Below are 18,601 nucleotides of genomic sequence, written 5' to 3'. Positions count from 1 at the left end.
AGTGCTTGACCAGTGAAAAGCCAGCCGGTCAAACCAGAGCGTTTATTATTGGCGGCGAGGCACTGTTAGGAAAAACCCTGTCCTACTGGCGCACTCAATCCCCACAAACCCGACTGATTAATGAATATGGCCCGACCGAAAGCGTTGTAGGATGTTGCATTTATGAAGTGCCAGAAGATGCGAAATTATCGGGAGCCATGCCGATCGGGAATCCGATTGCAAATACGCAACTTTATATTTTAGATAAACATCTGCAACCCGTGCCGGTTGGTCTTCAAGGTGAACTTTATATCGGAGGAGCAGGACTCGCCAGGGGATATCTCAACCGGCCTGATTTAACGGCTGAAAAATTTATTGCTAATCCATTTAGTAATGAACCCAATAGCCGACTGTATAAAACCGGCGATTTAGCGCGTTATTTACCGGATGGAACCATAGAATATCTCGGTCGCATTGATAATCAAGTTAAAATTCGTGGTTTCCGCATTGAATTAGGCGAAATTGAAGCCGCTCTCAGCCAGCATCCGTCTGTGGAGGAAGCAGTTGTAATTGCCAGAGAGGATGAACCGGGTAATCAGCGCTTGGTGGCTTATGTGGTGGCTGATGAAGCATACATGGACGGTCAAGTTTCTGGGATAAAGTCGAGCGAATTGCGGAGTTTTTTGAAAGAAAAGTTACCTGATTACATGGTGCCGGCTGTCTTTGTTCTGCTGGAAGCCCTACCTTTAACGCCTAACGGAAAAGTTGACCGCCGAGCGCTGCCGGCACCAGACACGGCTATGGGTGACTTAGCCAGCACTTTTATCAGTCCCCGAAACCCGATTGAAGAGGTAATTGCCGGCATCTGGACTGAAGTTCTTTATGTTGAACGAGTCGGCATCCACGATAACTTTTTTGAATTGGGAGGACATTCATTATTAGCCACTCAGGTAATTTCTCGACTGCGAGAAGCTTTCCAAATAGCAATTCCTCTATCGTGGCTGTTTGAGTTGCCGACAGTGTCAAGTTTGAGCGAACGCATTGAGACAGCATTAAAGTCTGAGCAAAAATTTGCAGCGCCGCCTATTCATCCCGTACCGCGCAACCAAACATTACCCTTATCTTTTGCTCAACAGCGGATGTGGTTGTTACAGCAGTTAGCGCCAGATTCTTCGCTTTACAATTCTCCGGTTGCAGTCCGGTTGAAAGGTTCTCTCAACTTGGCTGCTTTAGAGCAAAGTTTTAACGAAATCATTCAGCGCCACGAAGCTTTAAGAACAAGTTTTGTGGAAATGAAAGGTGAACTCGCTCAAATCATTCATAGCACTGTAAAAATTACTTTGCCGGTGATAGATTTAAGTGAGGTGCCGGCATCAAACCGCGATGCAGAAGTGCGTCGATTGGCTATAGAAGATGCTGTAAAACTCTTTGATTTAACTCAATGTCCGCTGCTTCGCGCCACTTTGCTGCGGTTGAACTCACAAGAACATATTACACTGCTAACGATGCACCATATCGTCTCGGATGGGTGGTCGATGGGAGTTTTTATAAAAGAATTGGCAGCACTTTATGAAGCCTTTTGTGCTGGAAATCCTTCACCCCTTCCTGAACTGCCGGTGCAGTATGCCGACTTTGCTGTTTGGCAGCGCCAGTGGTTGCAAGGAGAAGTTTTGCAAAGTCAGTTAAATTACTGGAAGCAGCAACTAAGCGGTCGTTGTCCTCAGTTAAAATTTCCCAACAATCGTTTAAAACCCTCTGTTGTAAGTAATCGCGGTGCGAAACAATCGTTTATTATTTCTAAGGATGTAAGCGAAGCACTTTCTCAATTAAGCCGACAAGAAGGTGTCACTTTATTTATGACCTTGCTGGCAGCATTTCAGACATTGCTCTATTGCCACACCGGCACTAAAGATATCCGAATTGGTTCTCCCATTGCCAATCGTAACCAAGTTGAAACTGAGAAATTGATTGGATTTTTTATTAATACTTTAGTGTTGCGAAATGATTTGTCTGAGAATGCAACGTTTCGAGAAATAATGAGACGGTGTCGCACTGTTGCTTTAGGAGCTTACGCTCATCAAGATTTGCCCTTCGAGAAGCTAGTAGAAGAACTGCAACCTGAGCGGAATTTAAACCACAACCCCATGTATCAGGCATGGTTTGTGCTGCAAAATGCTCCGATGCCTCCCTTAGAGTTAGCCGGTTTAACTCTCAGCGTGTTTGAGTTGGAAACGGAAACAGCAAGGCATGATTTACTTCTTAACATTTGGGAATTTCCTGAAGGTTTAAATGCTACCTTTGAATACAAAACTGATTTGTTTGATCAAGCGCTTATTACCCGATTGATTAGGGATTTTGAGGGACTTCTCTATCAAGTTGTGGCACAGCCTAACAGTCGGTTGAACGAACTCGCAGAAATTATGGCGGAAACCAGCAGACAAGAACAGCTCATTCAAGAAAAGGAACTTCAAGCAAAAGGCCGGCAAAAATTAAAGATGAGCAAACGCAAGGCCATTCAAGATTTATAGAAGTGAGCTAAATTATGACGCTTAAAAAGTTAGGAAATATCAGTCGTAAAACAGTCAGTCTGTCCCCAGAGGAATTAATTAAGACCTCGTATGTACAGCATGACAGCCTGCTTCCATTAGTCGTGCAGCCGGCTGTGGATGAATTGAACTTGACAGCTTGGGCGCACAACAATCTGCAATTTATTCAAAATCACTTATGGAAGCACGGAGGAATTCTTTTTCGAGGCTTCAAAGTAGATGGTGTAGCGGAATTTGAGCGGTTTATTCAAGCAGTTGCTGGGGAATTGCTAGAGTATTCTTTTCGTTCAACCCCTCGCAGTAAAGTGAATGGAAATATTTATACTTCCACTGAGTATCCTGCTACTCAATTTATTCCGTTACATAATGAAATGGCTTATTCTCGCAATTGGCCGCTAAAAATTGCTTTTTTTTGCATAAAACACGCTGACCAAGGGGGAGAAACTCCTATGGCAGATAGTCGGAAAGTTTTTGAGCAAATTCAGCTAGAAATTCGTGAAAAATTCATGCAAAAAAAGGTTATGTATGTGCGAAACTATGGAGGAGGGATAGATTTACCCTGGCAAAATGTTTTTAATACAGGCAGCAAATCTGACGTAGAAAACTATTGCCTTAAAGCTGGAATTGAGTTTGAATGGAAAAAGAATGATCGTCTGAGAACTCGCCAAATTTGTCAAGCTGTTGCAAAGCATCCTAAGACGAATGAAAGAGTGTGGTTTAATCAAGCTCATTTGTTCCATATCTCCAATTTAGACACCACCATTCGTCAAGAGCTTTTAGCAACTTTCAAAGCCGAAGATTTACCCCGCAATGCCTATTACGGTGATGGTTCTCCAATTGAAGATTCTGTTTTAGAAGCAATTCGTCAGGTTTATGAGAAAGAAACAATCATTTTTCCCTGGCACGAAGGGGATGTTTTGTTATTGGACAATATGTTAGCCACCCACGGAAGGACGCCGTTTGTCGGTTCCCGCCAGGTTGTCGTCGGCATGGCTGAACCGTTTACTTGTCAAGATATCTAGAGTATAGAAAAGGAACTGTTAATATGCAAGCAACAAAGATTGAAGGATTTCGGCTTTCCCCACAACAAAAGTATTTGTGGTGCTTACAAGCATTTGAACAAGGATATCCCTATCGCGTTCAGTGTGCAGTAAGAATTGAAGGAAATTTGAATAAAGATATTCTAACAATCGCTATACAGAATGTTGTTTGCCGGCATGAGATTCTTCGCACGACATTTCACTGTCTGCCGGGGATGACAACTCCGTTGCAAGTGATTGCTGAGACTTGTCAAATTTCTCTATCTGAACATGATCTCAGGGATTTACATCCCGAACAACAGGAAATTCAAAGTGAAGCTCTATTTCAAACAATGCTTCGGCAACCTTTTAATTTTGAAAAAGGCTCAATTTTCGAGTTTTCTCTAATCAAATTATCCTCACACAAGCATAAATTATTGCTCAGCTTACCTGCTATGAATGCAGATGGCACAACACTTAAAAACTTAGTGCGTGAAATCAATTTTTTATATTCAACTGGCTTACAGGGAGAACAACTCGGTGATGAACCCATGCAATATGCTGATATTGCAGAATGGCAAAATGAATTACTTGAATCAGAAGAGACGCATATTGGCAAAGAATATTGGCGAAATCTGACGATTACTGATTCTCCAAAACTTAATCTTCCTTTTGAGAAAAAAGTTTCCGAAACGCAAGCATTTCAGCCTCAGTTCTTAAAGTTAAATATTAATCCCAATCTTGCCAAAAAGATAAAATTATTATCCCAGAAATATGAAACTGAATTTTCTCAATTACTGCTGGCTTGTTGGCAAATTCTAATTTTGCGACTAACCAGAGAAACCCACATTATTGTCGGACTAGCTAGTGATGGGAGAAAGTATGAAGAGTTAGAACCGGCATTTGGACCTTTATGCCAATATTTACCGCTTCAGAATCATCTAGAAGCAGATTTAAAATTTAGCGAAGTTTTAGAGCAAGTTGAGCCATTGACAAATGAGGTTCATAACTGGCAAGAGTATTTTAGTTGGGAAGCGCTTTTAGATTCCAATGAGAATATTCAAGGTTTTACAGGATTGCCATTTTGTTTTGAATTTATTGATATTTCAAACAAATATGAAAGTAACAGCGTTTTATTTGTAATCGAGCAGCATTACACTTGTACTGAGAATTTCAAGGTTAAGCTTTCGTGTGTTTATCAAGAGGATTCTCTAGTTGCCCAGTTTTACTATGATTCCAGATTATTTTCATCTGAAAATATCCAAGGTTTATCAAAACATTTTGAAACGCTCTTAGAAAGTGCGATCAATAACCCAGAAGCAGAGATCAGTCAGTTAGATATCCTCAGCGAATCTGCCCAATATGAACTATTAATTCAATTCAACAGTACTCAAACTGACTACCCCAAAGATCAGTGCATTCACAACCTCTTTGAAGAACAAGCGGAATGCCATCCCAACAATATTGCCGTTGTTTTTGAAAATCAGAAACTCACCTACGCTGAACTCAACGCACGGGCGAATCAAGTAGCTGAACACCTGCAAGAATTAGGTGTTGATTCAGATGTTATTGTAGGGATTTGCCTCGAACGTTCACTAGAAATGATAGTTGGAATGCTGGGCGTTCTCAAAGCCGGCGGTGCTTACTTGCCCATTGAGCTAGGGATGCCGGCTGAACGCATAGCCTTGATGCTACAAGATGCTCAAGTTTCAGTGTTGCTAACTCAAGAAAACCTTTTACAAACCCTGCCGAAACATAGCGCAGAAATCGTATGTATAGACAGAAGTGATTCTGACAAAGTAACGGAAAATGGCGGTTTAGTTACAAGTAAAAAGCGTAATAATCTTACAGATTTAGCTTATGTAATTTATACTTCTGGTTCTACCGGCACCCCCAAAGGAGTTGCCATTGAACACCGAAACCTCAGCAACTATTTGCACAGTATCCTTGAAAGATTAAAATTACCTGCCGGTGCCAGTTTCGCCACCGTTTCCACCTTTGCAGCCGACTTAGGAAACACAGCGATTTTTCCGGCATTATGTACAGGCGGTTGCCTCCATATCATCTCCCAGGAACGCGCTACAGATCCAGAAGCCTTAGCAGAATATTTCCGCCGGCATCCCATTGATTGTTTGAAAATCGTTCCCTCTCACCTCGCCGCCTTACTAACATCTTCTAACGCCGCCGCTGTTTTGCCTCGTCAACGCCTCATTTTAGGAGGAGAAGCTGTTAGCTGGAACTTAATCGAGAAAGTACATCAATACGCTCCCAATTGCCTAGTTTTCAATCATTATGGGCCAACAGAAGCCACAGTCGGGGTGTTGACTTATCAGGTCAATTTTGAGAAATTGCAGCATGATTCTGAAACAGTGCCACTCGGTCGTCCGATTGCAAATACCCAAATTTATATCCTTGATTCCCATCAGCAACCGATGCCCCTGGGTGTAGCCGGTGAATTGTACATCGGCGGTGATAATTTAGCGCGTGGCTATTTAAATCGCCCTGAACTAACGGCAGAAAAATTTATTGCCAATCCCTTCAACCCGCAACCCAATGCGCGTCTTTACAAAACCGGCGATTTAGCTTGTTATTTACCTGATGGAAATATTGAGTTTTTGGGACGCATTGATTCTCAAGTAAAAATTCGCGGATTTCGGATCGAACTTGGAGAAATTGAAGCGACTTTAAGACAGCATCCAGATGTCGAGCAAGCAGTAGTTATAGATTCGGAAGATGTACCGGGTGATAAACGTCTCGTTGCTTACATCGTTCCTAAGGAAGAATTAATTGCTTCAAAATCCCAAGTACAAAGTCTAAAATCAAGTGAATTTCGTAATCTTTTGCAAGAAAAATTACCTGTCTACATGGTGCCGGCAGCGTTCGTCATTCTTAAAATTCTGCCTTTGACAGCTAACGGAAAAATAGATAGGCAAAAATTATCGGCTGCCGATAAAGCCTATTTATTTTCGACAGAAACCTTTCTCGCGCCTCGCACTCCCATTGAAGAAAAGCTAGCCGATATTTGGGCGGAAGTTCTTCATATTGAAAAAATCAGTATTTCCGAGAATTTCTTTGAGTTAGGAGGGCACTCTCTACTAGCGACTCAGGTTATTTCTCGGCTGCGGCAAGCCTTTCAAATTGAGTTGCCTCTAACCCATCTTTTTGAGTTTCCAACAATCGCCGCTTTAGCAGAGATCATTTCACAAAAGATAGAGCCACCATCAGAGGATGAAATGTTTGCTCAAATGCTAGCAGAGCTAGAACAACTATCAGAGGAGGACGTTCAGAAAATTTTAGCTAAAGAAGGAGTGAACAAATGAGCGATCTTCTCGCACGCATGGCGGAACTTTCTCCAGAAAAACGTGAGCTGCTGTTGCGCCGGCTTAACCACAAAAAAGAAAACGTTTCCCCTATATCAATCAAACCCCAAGCTCGAACCTCTAATGTTTTTCCCCTCTCATTTTCTCAGCAGCGGTTATGGTTCCTCGATCAATTAGATCCAGGCAACCCGACTTATAACATCCCTGCGGCTATCCGTCTGGCGGGAAAGCTCAATGTGGGTGCTTTAGAGCAAAGTTTTAACGAGGTGATCAAGCGTCATGAAGTTTTGCGGGTAACTTTTGCAACGGTAGATGAGCAACCCGTTCAAATCATTCATCCACCTGGTAATTTTAAATTGTCGGTTTTAGATTTAACAACCAGCCCGAATCAAGATTTCCAAATTCAAAGCTTGATAATCGAGGAAGTAAAGCGACCATTTGAATTGGCAAAAGAGCCGTTATTACGAGTTAGCTTGCTGCATTTAAATGATTCAGAATATGTGGTGATCTTAACGATGCACCACATCATCGCTGATGGGTGGTCGATGGGTATCTTTATTGAAGAAATTGCGGCGCTTTATCAAGCTTTTTCTAGTGGCAAGCCCTCCCCTCTTCCTGAACTGTCCATTCAGTACCCAGATTTCGCAACTTGGCAGCGAAAGTGGCTCCAAGGAGAGGTGTTAGAAAAGCAAATTGCCTATTGGAAAAAGCAGCTAGAAGGCACTCTTCCTGTATTAGAGTTGCCGGCAGCTCGACCGCGCTCAGCAGTGCAAACCTTCCAAGGCGCACAGGAAAGTTTCGTTGTTCCTAAAAAGCTGACTGAGGCGCTTGCTGAATTAAGCCGGCGTGAAGGAACAACCTTATTTATGACCTTGCTGGCAGCGTTTAAAACATTACTTTACCGCTACACCGGCCAAACAGATATTTTAATTGGTTCTCCAATTGCTAACCGCAATCGAGCTGAAGTTGAAAAATTAATAGGCTTTTTTGTTAATACTTTAGTGTTACGAACTGGTTTAGTCGGCAATCCAACTTTTCGGGAGTTGCTAAGCCGAGTTCGAGAAGTTGCATTAGGCGCTTATGCTCATCAAGACTTGCCATTTGAGAAGCTGGTAGAGGAATTGCAGCCGACACGCAACATGAGCCATGCGCCCCTATTTCAGGTAATGTTTATCCTTCAAAATTCCCCAATGCCATCCCTGGAACTGCCAGGATTAACCTTGCATCCCTTGGAAGTAGAAACCAGCACCGCTAAGTTTGATTTAACCCTGTCAATGCTCAACACAAAAGAGGGATTAGATGGAGTATGGGAGTATAATACCGATTTATTTGATGCGGCCACAATTAAGCGAGTAACTGGGCATTTTCAGAATCTATTAGAAGGAATTGTTGCAAATCCAGAACAGCAAATTTCCAAGTTACCATTACTAACTGAGCGTGAGCGCAATCAACTGTTAGTTGAATGGGGTAATTCTACGGCACAGGAGCTATGGACAGAAGATTACTCTGGATTGTGCATACATGAACTCTTTGAAGCACAAGTAGAAAAAACTCCAGATGCGGTTGTCGTAGTCTTTGAATATCAACAACTAACTTATCAAGAACTCAATCAAAGAGCGAATCAACTTGCCTACTATTTACAAACTCTCGGTGTTAAACCCGAAGTCCTAGTCGGAATTTGTGTTGAGCGTTCCCTAGAAATGCTTGTGGGACTTCTGGCAATTCTTAAAGCCGGCGGCGCTTACGTCCCGCTTGATCCAACCTATCCATCTGAACGCCTTGCACTCATGTTAGAGGACGCACAGGTGCCGGTGCTATTAACTCAAAAACACCTGAGAGAAAGCCTGCCAGAACATCAAGCTCAGGTGGTGTGTCTGGACCAATATGAATTACATAATTTCGACAATAATTCCCTTAAAAATCTCAAGTTTCCTAGCTCTAATCCTTCCAATCTAGCCTATGTAATTTATACTTCTGGCTCTACAGGACGCCCTAAAGGTGTGCAAATCGCACACGCTTCTGTGATTAACTTCTTAAGGTCAATGCAGAACCGGCTAGAAGTCACAGAGAAAGAAGTTTTTCTTGCCGAAACTTCTCTCTCATTTGATATTGCGATCTTGGAGCTTTTCCTGCCGCTTATTACAGGCGCTTGCGTTGTTTTGGTCAGCCGTGAAGTCGCCTCTAATGGTACAGAACTCTTAAAAATATTGAACAGTTCGGGCGCTACATTCATGCAAGCAACTCCGGCAACTTGGCAAATGCTTTTAGCAGCAGGATGGCAAGAAAGTAAGAATTTAAAAATACTCTGCGGCGGTGAAGCTTTACTGCAAAAGCTCGCCAATCAGTTGCTAGAAAGAGGTGCGAACGTATGGAATCTTTATGGCCCTACAGAAACCACGATTTGGTCTACTATCTCTCAAGTTGAGTCGAATGAGCAGCTAGTTTCCATTGGTCGTCCGATAGCGAATACACAAATTTACATATTAGACTCTTCCCTGCAACCAGTGCCGATCGGTGCGGTTGGTGAACTGTATATCGGCGGTGCCGGCTTATCTAGAGGGTATTTAAACCGGCCCGATTTAACGGCTGAGCGCTTTATTCCTAACCCTTTCTTTAAAGAGACAGAGGGGGAGATGGAAGGAGAGGGAGAATTTTATCTTACCCAGACTTCAGACCGGCTCTACAAAACTGGCGATTTAGCCCGTTATCTTCCCACTGGAGAAATTGAATATTTAGGCCGAATTGATCATCAAGTAAAAATTCGGGGATTCCGGATCGAGTTAGGAGAAATTGAATCTGCCCTCAGTCGGCATTCTTCTGTACGGGAAGTTGTGGTTACAGCTAGAGAAGCTCGTCCGGGCGAGAAGTTTTTAGTCGCTTATCTTGTCCTTAAGGAGCAATTAGTTAATGAACAATCCCAAAGTTCAAATTTAAAATCAAGCGATTTGCGTAATTTCTTGAAAGAAAAGTTACCGGATTACATGGTGCCGGCTGCTTTTGTGCTGCTGGAAGCCCTACCTTTAACGCCTAACGGGAAAGTTGACCGCCGAGCGCTGCCGGCACCAGACACGGCTATGGGTGACTTAGCCAGCACTTTTATCAGTCCCCGAAACCCGATTGAAGAGGTAATTGCCGGCATCTGGAGTGAAGTTCTTCATGTTGACCGAGTCGGCATCCACGATAACTTTTTTGAATTGGGCGGACATTCATTATTAGCCACTCAGGTAATTTCTCGACTGCGCGAAGCATTGCAAATTGAACTTCCCCTGCGCTATCTGTTTGAGTCGCCTACGGTGGCGGGGTTAAGTGAGCGTATCATTATCACCACAGAAAATCTTACCGAAACAACTCTTCAAGCACCGCCCTTACTTCCAGTTCCACGGCCTAAAGAATTGCCCCTTTCTTTTGCCCAACAGCGGCTTTGGTTTCTCGATCAATTAGATCCGGGGACTCCTGCCTATAATATTTCTGCGGCGGTACATCTCAAAGGTGACCTCAATGCGCCAGCGCTGGAAAAAAGTTTTCATGAAATTATCAATCGTCATGAAGTTCTGCGGACGAGTTTTGCGACAGCAAATGGGCAACCCGTTCAAATCATCCATCCAAATTTTGATTTTACATTGTCGATTTTGGATTTAGCAGAACGCCAGAATTCAACCTCAAAACTGCAAAGCTTTATCCTTGAAGAAGCGCAACAACCTTTCGATTTGACACGCTTACCTTTGCTGCGAGTTAAGTTGCTAAAATTAGAGACAACAGAGTGGGTTGTCGTGCTGACAATGCACCACATCGTTTCTGATGGTTGGTCGATGGGAGTGTTCGTTCAGGAATTTGCGACACTTTACAAAGCATTTTGTGCCGGCAACCCTTCCCCACTGCCAGCTTTACCGATTCAATATGCAGACTATGCGATGTGGCAGCGCAAGTGGTTGCAAAGAGACGTTTTAGAAGCCAAGCTGAACTACTGGAAGCAGCAGTTAGGAACAAGCTTGCCGGTGTTGAAATTCCCGACTGTGCGAACGCGAACTGATGTTTCGACATTTCGCGGTGCCAGTTACTCCTTCCAGTTATCTGCAAATTTGTCTAAGGCAATTAATCAAGTAAGCCGGCAAGAAAATGTCACACTTTTTATGACATTGTTGGCTGCTTTTCAAACGCTTTTATATCGCTACACAAATCAGGATGATCTGGTTGTTGGCACCGATATCGCAAATCGCACTCAAGTAGAAACCGAATCTCTGATTGGGTTCTTTGTGAATCTCCTCGTCTTACGCACTGATCTCAGCGGCAACCCGACTTTTCGGGAGTTGTTGAAGCGAGTTCGAGAGGTAACATTAAATGCTTATGCCCATCAAGATTTGCCTTTTGAGAAACTGGTGGAAGCATTGCGTCCTGATCGCAGTTCTAGCCATAACCCACTCTTTCAAGTGTTATTTGTCCTGCAAAATATGCCGGTGCCGGCTTTAGAACTTCCGGGTTTAACTTTAACCCCCCTTGAAATTGATAGCGGCACAGCCAAATTCGATCTGGCTTTATTTATGGCGGAAACAAAGTCTGAAATCATCGGAACGTTTAAGTATAATTCAGATCTTTTTGACGAAACAACCATCGCGCAAATTTCTGCTCGCTTTGTTACCTTACTCACCAGCATTGTTACGCAAACTGATACTCGTTTAAATAATTTAGAAATTATTACAGAAGCTGAAAAACAGAAACAAGCCATGCAGGAAGTCAAACGAGAAAAAGGTAATTTTAGCAAATTCAAAACTATCAAGCCGAAAGCGTTGAGTTTGCCCCAAGGAGAATTAATTCAAACCGAGTTTCTAAAGCCTGGAGAAACTTTTCCTTTAGTCATCAAGCCGGCTGTCGCTGAGGTTGATATCATTGACTGGGCAAAGAATAACCGGGAATTCATCGAAACCAAATTGCTACAGCATGGCGCAATTTTATTTCGAGGGTTTAACGAACCTTTAGTGTCTGTATTTGAGCAGTTTGCTCTTTCTCTTTGTCCTCAATTATTTGGCGAGTATGGGGATTTACCTCGCGAAGGAATTAGCGGAAAAGTTTACGGGTCAACGCCTTATCCGGCGGATAAAGCGATTTTATTTCATAACGAAAGTTCACACTTGCATCGCTGGCCGTTAAAAATTTGGTTTTTCTGTGTGCAGCCGGCACAACAAGGCGGCGAAACCCCGATTGTTGACTGTCGCAGAGTTTATCAACTTCTTGACCCCAAACTCATCGAAAAATTCACGCAAAAGCAGCTTGTCTATGTCCGCAACTACACCGATGGACTTGATGTAAGTTGGCAGGAATTTTTTAGAACGACAGATAAAGCCGTCGTAGAAGATTATTGCCGGCAAGCTGCCATAGAGTTTGAGTGGAAAGAAAACAATGGTTTGAGAACTAAAAAAATTAGGCCGGCAGTAACGAAACATCCAAAAACTGGAGAAATGGTTTTTTTCAATCAACTCCCATTGCATCATGTTTCCTGCTTAGATCCAGCAGTTCGCGCCTCCTTACTCTCTGTATTCGGAGAAGAAAATTTACCCCGCAATGTCTACTACGGAGATGGAACGCCCATAGAAGATTCTGTCATTGAAGAAATTCAAGCCGTGTATCAAGAGGCCGCTGTTACGTTCCCTTGGCAGGCTGGAGACATATTAATGTTAGATAATATGTTGGCCGCCCACAGCCGCAATCCTTTTACCGGTTCCCGAAAAATTGTAGTTGCAATGGGAGAAATGTTTTCTGAAGACAATTATTAAAAAGATGCACTTCTAAAGCTGAATCTGTGAGAAAAGCTGCAAACGTTTTTCTAGTTATAGTTTTTTTGCCATCCTCAAATTATCAAATTAATTTAAAGCAGTTTAACGTTCAAAAAAATGCAAACAATTACTGGATTTCGGCTTTCTCATCAACAAAAATATTTATGGTCATTGCTACAAGAAAGCCCCACTTATCGTGCCCAATTTTCTATTCTTATAGAAGGCAATCTTAACCAAGAAGCGTTAAAAGAAGCTTTACAAGCAGTAATCAATCGGCATGAAATTCTGCGGACAACCTTTCATCGCCGGCCAGGGCTAAAAGTTCCGATTCAAGTGATAGAAAGTTTCACTATACCTTCCTGGGAATTTATCGATTTTACTAAAACCGATTCTCAGGATATACCAACGAAACTTCAAAGCCTCTTTCAAGAAGAAACTCACGTTAGTTTTAATTTTGATAAGCCGCTTTTATTGCGTTTAACTTTAATTCATCTATCGAAAGATAGATATATTATTCTTGCCAGTTTACCCTCGCTTTGCGCCGACAACAAGACACTCAAGAATTTACTTCAAGAAATTAGCCAAAGTTATCAATCTTGTATTCAAGGTGAGGAGCTGCCTGACCAAGAAATGGTGCAATATGTTCAATTTTCAGAATGGCAGAATGAATTACTGGAAGATGAAGATGCAGCAGTCGGCAAAGAATATTGGAATCAGCAAGATTTCTCGACTTTGGCTAATTTAAAGTTGCCTTTTGAAAATAAACAAGTTGAGGTGCCGGCACGCTTTGAACCCAGCTTGATTGAAGATAAAATAGAGCTTTCTCTCGTTGATAAAATAGAACAAGTCACAGGAAAGTATAATGTTTCAACTTCTCTATTTTTACTCGCTTGCTGGAAAATCTTACTTTGGCGATTAACTGGGCGAGAAAATATCATTGTTAACTGCGCCTTTGATGGCAGAAAATATGAAGAATTAGAACCGGCACTTGGATTATTTGCCAAATTCTTACCCCTTCAGACTCATCTGCAAGATAACTTCCACTTCAATGAAATTTTGCAAGAAGTCCAGCAGTGCGAACAGGATGCTTACAAGTGGCAGGAATATTTCTTAGTAGAAGACATTGGCAATGCTATTTTACCTTTTAGTTTCGAGTTTGAGGAACAGTCGGCAACTTATTCTGCTACTGATGTATCCTTTTCAATTGTTCAGAAGTACGTCTGCTTTAATCGCTTCAAAGTCAAACTTTCTTGCCAACGTCAGGACAATTTTCTTTTAGTAGAGTTTCACTACGATCCGGCTTATATTGACGAAATAGCGATTCGATGCTTAGCTGAACAATTTCATACTTTGCTAGAAAGTGCCGCAAATAACCCAGAAAGTGTGATAAGACAGTTAGGAATATTGAGCGAACGCACGCGAAATCAATTGTTAGTAGAATTTAACAATACCCAGACAAATTATTCCCAAAATCAATGTGTTCATCAATTTTTTGAAGAGCAAGTAAGGCGCACACCTGATAACACTGCGCTTGTATTTGAAAATCAGCAGTTAACCTACCGTGAACTGAATGATCGGGCGAACAAACTTGTAAATTATCTACAAAAGTTAGGGGTAGAACCTGAAGCAATTATAGCAATTTATGTAGAACGTTCCTTGGAAATGGTGATAGCAATGCTGGGCGTTCTTAAAACCGGCAGTGCGTATTTACCGCTTGATCCAGCCATGCCGGCAGATCGCATAGCCTTGATGTTGCAAGATGCCAAGGTGCCGGTTTTGTTAACGCAGCAGAATTTAGTGAATAACTTAGGCAAACACGCAGCACAGGTTCTTTGCCTAGATACGGAATGGGAAGTTATAGAAAAGCAAGCAGAAGATTCAATTAAACCCCTAAAATTAACTATCTCAAACCCATCGAACCTCGCCTATGTAATTTACACCTCTGGTTCCACTGGCATCCCCAAAGGCGTTGCGATTGAACATCGGCAACTATCTAATTACTTGCAGGGAATTACCGAGCAATTAGACTTAAGTGCCGGTGCAAATTTTGCCCTGATTTCTACATTCGCCGCGGACTTAGGACACACAGTTGTTTTTCCCTCCCTGTGCAGCGGTGGCTGTCTGCATATCATTTCTCAAGAACGTGCCACACATCCTGAAGCACTTGCAGATTATTGCCGGCAATATCCCATTGATTGCCTCAAAATTGTGCCTTCTCATTTGCAAGCATTACTAACAGCTTCTTCTCCCGCAGATATCCTACCCCTACAGCGATTAATTCTAGGTGGTGAAGCGTTAAGTTGGAACTTGATTAAGACGATCAAAAAATACGCCCCAAACTGTTCGATCTTAAACCATTATGGGCCAACAGAAGCAACCGTAGGTGTGTTGACTTATCAGGTAGATTCAGGAAAATGCGCTCACATTTCGGAAACAGTTCCCCTAGGTTCTCCCCTGCCAAATACACAGATTTATTTACTAGATTCACACTTGCAGCCGGTGCCAGTTGGGGTGCCTGGTGAAATTTATATTGGGGGTGCTGGGTTAGCACGAGGCTATTTAAACCAACCCAAACTCACGGAAGAAAAATTTATTGTCAACCCATTTAATCCAGAAACACGACTGTATAAAACTGGCGATTTAGCTCGTTATTTACCGGATGGAAATCTTGAGTTTTTAGGACGAATTGATCATCAGGTAAAAATTCGCGGTTTCCGCATTGAATTAGGCGAAATTGAAACAGCGCTGTCTAAACATCCGGCAGTACGAGAAACGGTTGTTGTCGTGCGAGAAGATAAGCTAGGGGAAAAAAGCCTTGTCGCCTACATCAATTTCAAGTCTAAAATTCAAAATCCCAAATCCAGTGAATTGCGTGCCTTCTTGAAAGAAAAACTGCCGGATTATATGCTGCCATCAGCATTTGTCGTACTCAAGGTGTTGCCACTGACGCCAAATGGCAAAATAGATCGTCAAGCGCTGCCGGCACCAGAAACCCTAAATACCGATTTAGCCGATACATTTGTTGCACCTCGCACACCCGTTGAGGAGGTATTAGCCGGCATTTGGGCAAAACTACTTAATCCTGAAAAATTGGGGGTTCATGATAATTTCTTTGATTTGGGAGGACACTCCTTACTCATTACTCAACTGTTAGCAAAGGTTCGAGAAAGTTTTGATGTGAATTTGCCTCTACGCACTTTGTTTGACTTTCCTACGATTGCCGGTTTAGCAAATAGCATTGAAAAGCAAAATGCCAATTCTTTTACGCTTCATCCCTCAACCTTTGATATCAATGCTGAAGCTGTCTTAGATTCTACAATTCGTCCCGCCACTCAGCTTGTTTATTCTGCCAAGCCTACCTCTATCTTCTTAACAGGAGCAACCGGCTTCCTCGGCGCTTTTTTACTGAATGAACTGCTGCAACAAACCCAGGCAGATATTTATTGCCTGGTACGCTCCTCTGATATTGAATCAGGCAAACAGCGCTTACAAAACAGCCTTGAATGTTACTCGCTTTGGGATGAATGCCTGAGTCATCGAATTATTCCAGTTGTCGGAAATTTGTCTCAACCCCTTTTAGGTCTTTCAAATGAGCAATTTCGAAAACTCGCAAATCAACTCGATGTTATTTACCACAATGGTGCATTTGTTAACTTCACTTATCCCTATTCAGCGCTCAAAAACGCTAATGTTATAGGAACTCAAGAAATTGTGCGCTTGGCAAGTGAAATTAAACTCAAGCCTGTCCATTTTATTTCTACCACCTCTGTTTTTTCACCAGTGATTGAGTCAGGCGTTCAAATTGTTCGAGAGCAAGATGATTTGACTCCGGGAAAATCCCTTACAGGTGGTTATGCTCAGAGCAAATGGGTGGCTGAAAAGTTAATAGAAATTGCCCGCGAGCGAGGAATTCCTGTTTCTATATACAGACCCGGACGTATTTCTGGACACAGTCAAACAGGGGTTTGTAATCCTAGTGATTTTCTCTACAGAGCGATCACCGGCTGCATTCAACTCGGATGTGCGCCTGTTCATGAGCGAAGGATGAATATCGCACCAATTGACTATGTAAGCCGAGCGATTGTTCATCTGTCTCAACAAAAAGAATTGCTCGGCAATACCTTTCATTTAGCCAACCCTCAGCCATTTATCCTCAATGAATTAGTCGATTGGATTCGCACGTTGGGTTATCCACTTGATCGGGTTTCTTATGAGTATTGGCGTGCAGAAATACGCAATCGAGCTGGAGAGTCTCAGGAAAATGCTTTATATCCCCTTGTTGGTCTTTTTTCTGAAGGAGATGCTGAAACGCCGGCAGTTAAATCAAGAGCGCTACAGTTCGATTGCCAGAATACGTTAAATGGTCTTGCTGGCACAGACATCATTTGCCCAACAGTAGATATTAACTTGTTCCGCACTTACTTCTCATATCTCATCGCTCGTGGCATTGTAAATGCGCCCGAGCAAGACGATTAATTTATTCACAAACCAGCTTAGCTGTCAAGTATCTTAACTTAAATTTAGGAGGATTAAAAATGACTGAACAATTACGAGAAAAACATCTAGAAGCGCTGATTGAACGCTACACAAAGCGCACAAAAAAATCAAAGCAAATGATGGAAAACTCTCGCCCGGTTATGGCAGATAATCGGGCTTCCGATGGGTTTCGCTTTCCCGTTAAAGAAATGTTTTATCCGATTGTAGCTAAGCGATCTCTCGGCTCCAAAATTTGGGATGTGGACGGGAACGAATACGTTGATCTGACAATGGGATTGGGAGTTAATCTATTCGGCCACAACCCAAATTTTATTAAAGAAGCACTGATTGAGCAACTGGATAAAGGCATCCAAATTGGCCCTCAAGCAGAACTTGCCGGCGAAGTTGCTGAGTTAATTTGTGAAATAACCGGCCTGGAGCGTGTCACCTTTTCTAACACCGGCACCGAAGCCGTCATGGCAGCGATTCGAGTCGCTCGTGCCGCCACGGGACGCAATAAAATCGTTGTATTCTCAAATTCTTATCACGGTCATTTTGATGGAGTTCTGGCAAAGGCAAAAAAAGGCGATGAGTCTTTAAGTTCACTTCCTCAAGCGCATGGAATTCCTTTAAGCATGGTTGAAGATGTTTTGGTTTTAAATTACGGAAATCCTCAATCACTTGAAATTATCAAAGCATATTCTCATGAGTTGGCGGCTGTTTTAGTTGAACCTGTGCAGACTCGCCGGCTTGACTTTCAACCGAAAGAATTTCTCCAAGAACTCAGGCAATTAACCAAAGAAACAGAAATTATATTAATTTTTGATGAAATGGTTTCGGGTTTCCGAATTCATTTAGGGGGAGCGCAAGCCTGGTTTGGGATAGAAGCGGACATTGCCACCTATGGAAAAATTGTCGGGGGTGGAATGCCAATCGGTATCATCGCTGGCAAAGCGGCTTATATGGATAGAATTGACGGCGGGATGTGGAACTATGGAGATGGCTCCTACCCTCAAGTTGAAATGACATTTTTCGCCGGCACCTTTTGCAAACACCCCCTCGCGATGGCAGCTGCACGAGCTGTCTTGCAACATCTGAAAACTCAAGGAGCCGGTCTTCAAGAAACGCTTAATCAGCGCACCTCTGATTTAGTGCAAATACTGAATACTTACTTAGCAGAAAATGAAGCCCCTATTTGGTTAGTTAATTGTGGCTCAGTTTTCCGAGCTGCCGCCTCCTCAGTTCATCATATTGATCCCTTCCTCTTTCATTTAATCGAAAAAGGAATATTCATTTCTGAGGGACGCAGTTGTTTTCTTTCCACTGCTCATACAGATCAAGATATTGAATTGATCATTCAAGCCGTGAAAGAAAGCGTCCAAGAAATGCAAAAAGGAGGGTTTTGGCCTGTTTCCTCATCCAACCTGCAAAAAGTGGCGGCAGTTTTAAGCAGCAATTAGTAGCCTGACTTAAAACATACGCAGCGGGGCTTC

General features: G+C 42.6%; 6 protein-coding genes. All 6 read left to right on the top strand.

Going from position 1 to position 18,601, the window contains the following annotated elements:
* Window positions 1-2,507, top strand: a 2,507-nt coding sequence (locus H6F56_RS06175; RefSeq protein WP_190665982.1) for a condensation domain-containing protein, incomplete at its 5' end; no start/stop codon positions are given.
* 14 nt (window positions 2,508-2,521) lie between these two features.
* On the top strand, window positions 2,522-3,547 hold the full coding sequence (locus H6F56_RS06170) for a TauD/TfdA family dioxygenase (protein WP_190665981.1): 1,026 nt from the start codon (window positions 2,522-2,524) through the stop codon (window positions 3,545-3,547).
* 23 nt (window positions 3,548-3,570) lie between these two features.
* Complete coding sequence (locus tag H6F56_RS06165) at window positions 3,571-6,864, top strand: non-ribosomal peptide synthetase (RefSeq protein WP_190665980.1); 3,294 nt, start codon at window positions 3,571-3,573, stop codon at window positions 6,862-6,864.
* Complete coding sequence (locus H6F56_RS06160) at window positions 6,861-12,632, top strand: non-ribosomal peptide synthetase (protein WP_190665979.1); 5,772 nt, start codon at window positions 6,861-6,863, stop codon at window positions 12,630-12,632. The genes H6F56_RS06165 and H6F56_RS06160 overlap by 4 nt, the downstream gene beginning before the upstream one ends.
* Window positions 12,633-12,749: 117 nt before the next feature.
* Entirely contained in the window at window positions 12,750-17,108 is a 4,359-nt protein-coding gene (locus H6F56_RS06155; protein WP_190665978.1) for a non-ribosomal peptide synthetase, read from the top strand.
* 59 nt (window positions 17,109-17,167) lie between these two features.
* Entirely contained in the window at window positions 17,168-18,568 is a 1,401-nt protein-coding gene (locus H6F56_RS06150) for an aspartate aminotransferase family protein (RefSeq protein ID WP_190665977.1), read from the top strand.
* The last annotated feature ends 33 nt before the right edge of the window (window positions 18,569-18,601 follow it).

Source organism: Microcoleus sp. FACHB-672, from assembly GCF_014695725.1.
Taxonomy (GTDB): Bacteria; Cyanobacteriota; Cyanobacteriia; order Cyanobacteriales; family Oscillatoriaceae; genus FACHB-68.
This window is presented reverse-complemented; position numbering and strand designations above follow the sequence as displayed.

Bases quoted from the DNA above. Each gene is read 5' to 3' on its own strand.
- H6F56_RS06170 (WP_190665981.1), top strand. From the start codon at position 2,522: ATGACGCTTAAAAAGTTAGGAAATATCAGTCGTAAAACAGTCAGTCTG.
- H6F56_RS06165 (WP_190665980.1), top strand. From the start codon at position 3,571: ATGCAAGCAACAAAGATTGAAGGATTTCGGCTTTCCCCACAACAAAAG.
- H6F56_RS06160 (WP_190665979.1), top strand. From the start codon at position 6,861: ATGAGCGATCTTCTCGCACGCATGGCGGAACTTTCTCCAGAAAAACGT.
- H6F56_RS06155 (WP_190665978.1), top strand. From the start codon at position 12,750: ATGCAAACAATTACTGGATTTCGGCTTTCTCATCAACAAAAATATTTA.
- H6F56_RS06150 (WP_190665977.1), top strand. From the start codon at position 17,168: ATGACTGAACAATTACGAGAAAAACATCTAGAAGCGCTGATTGAACGC.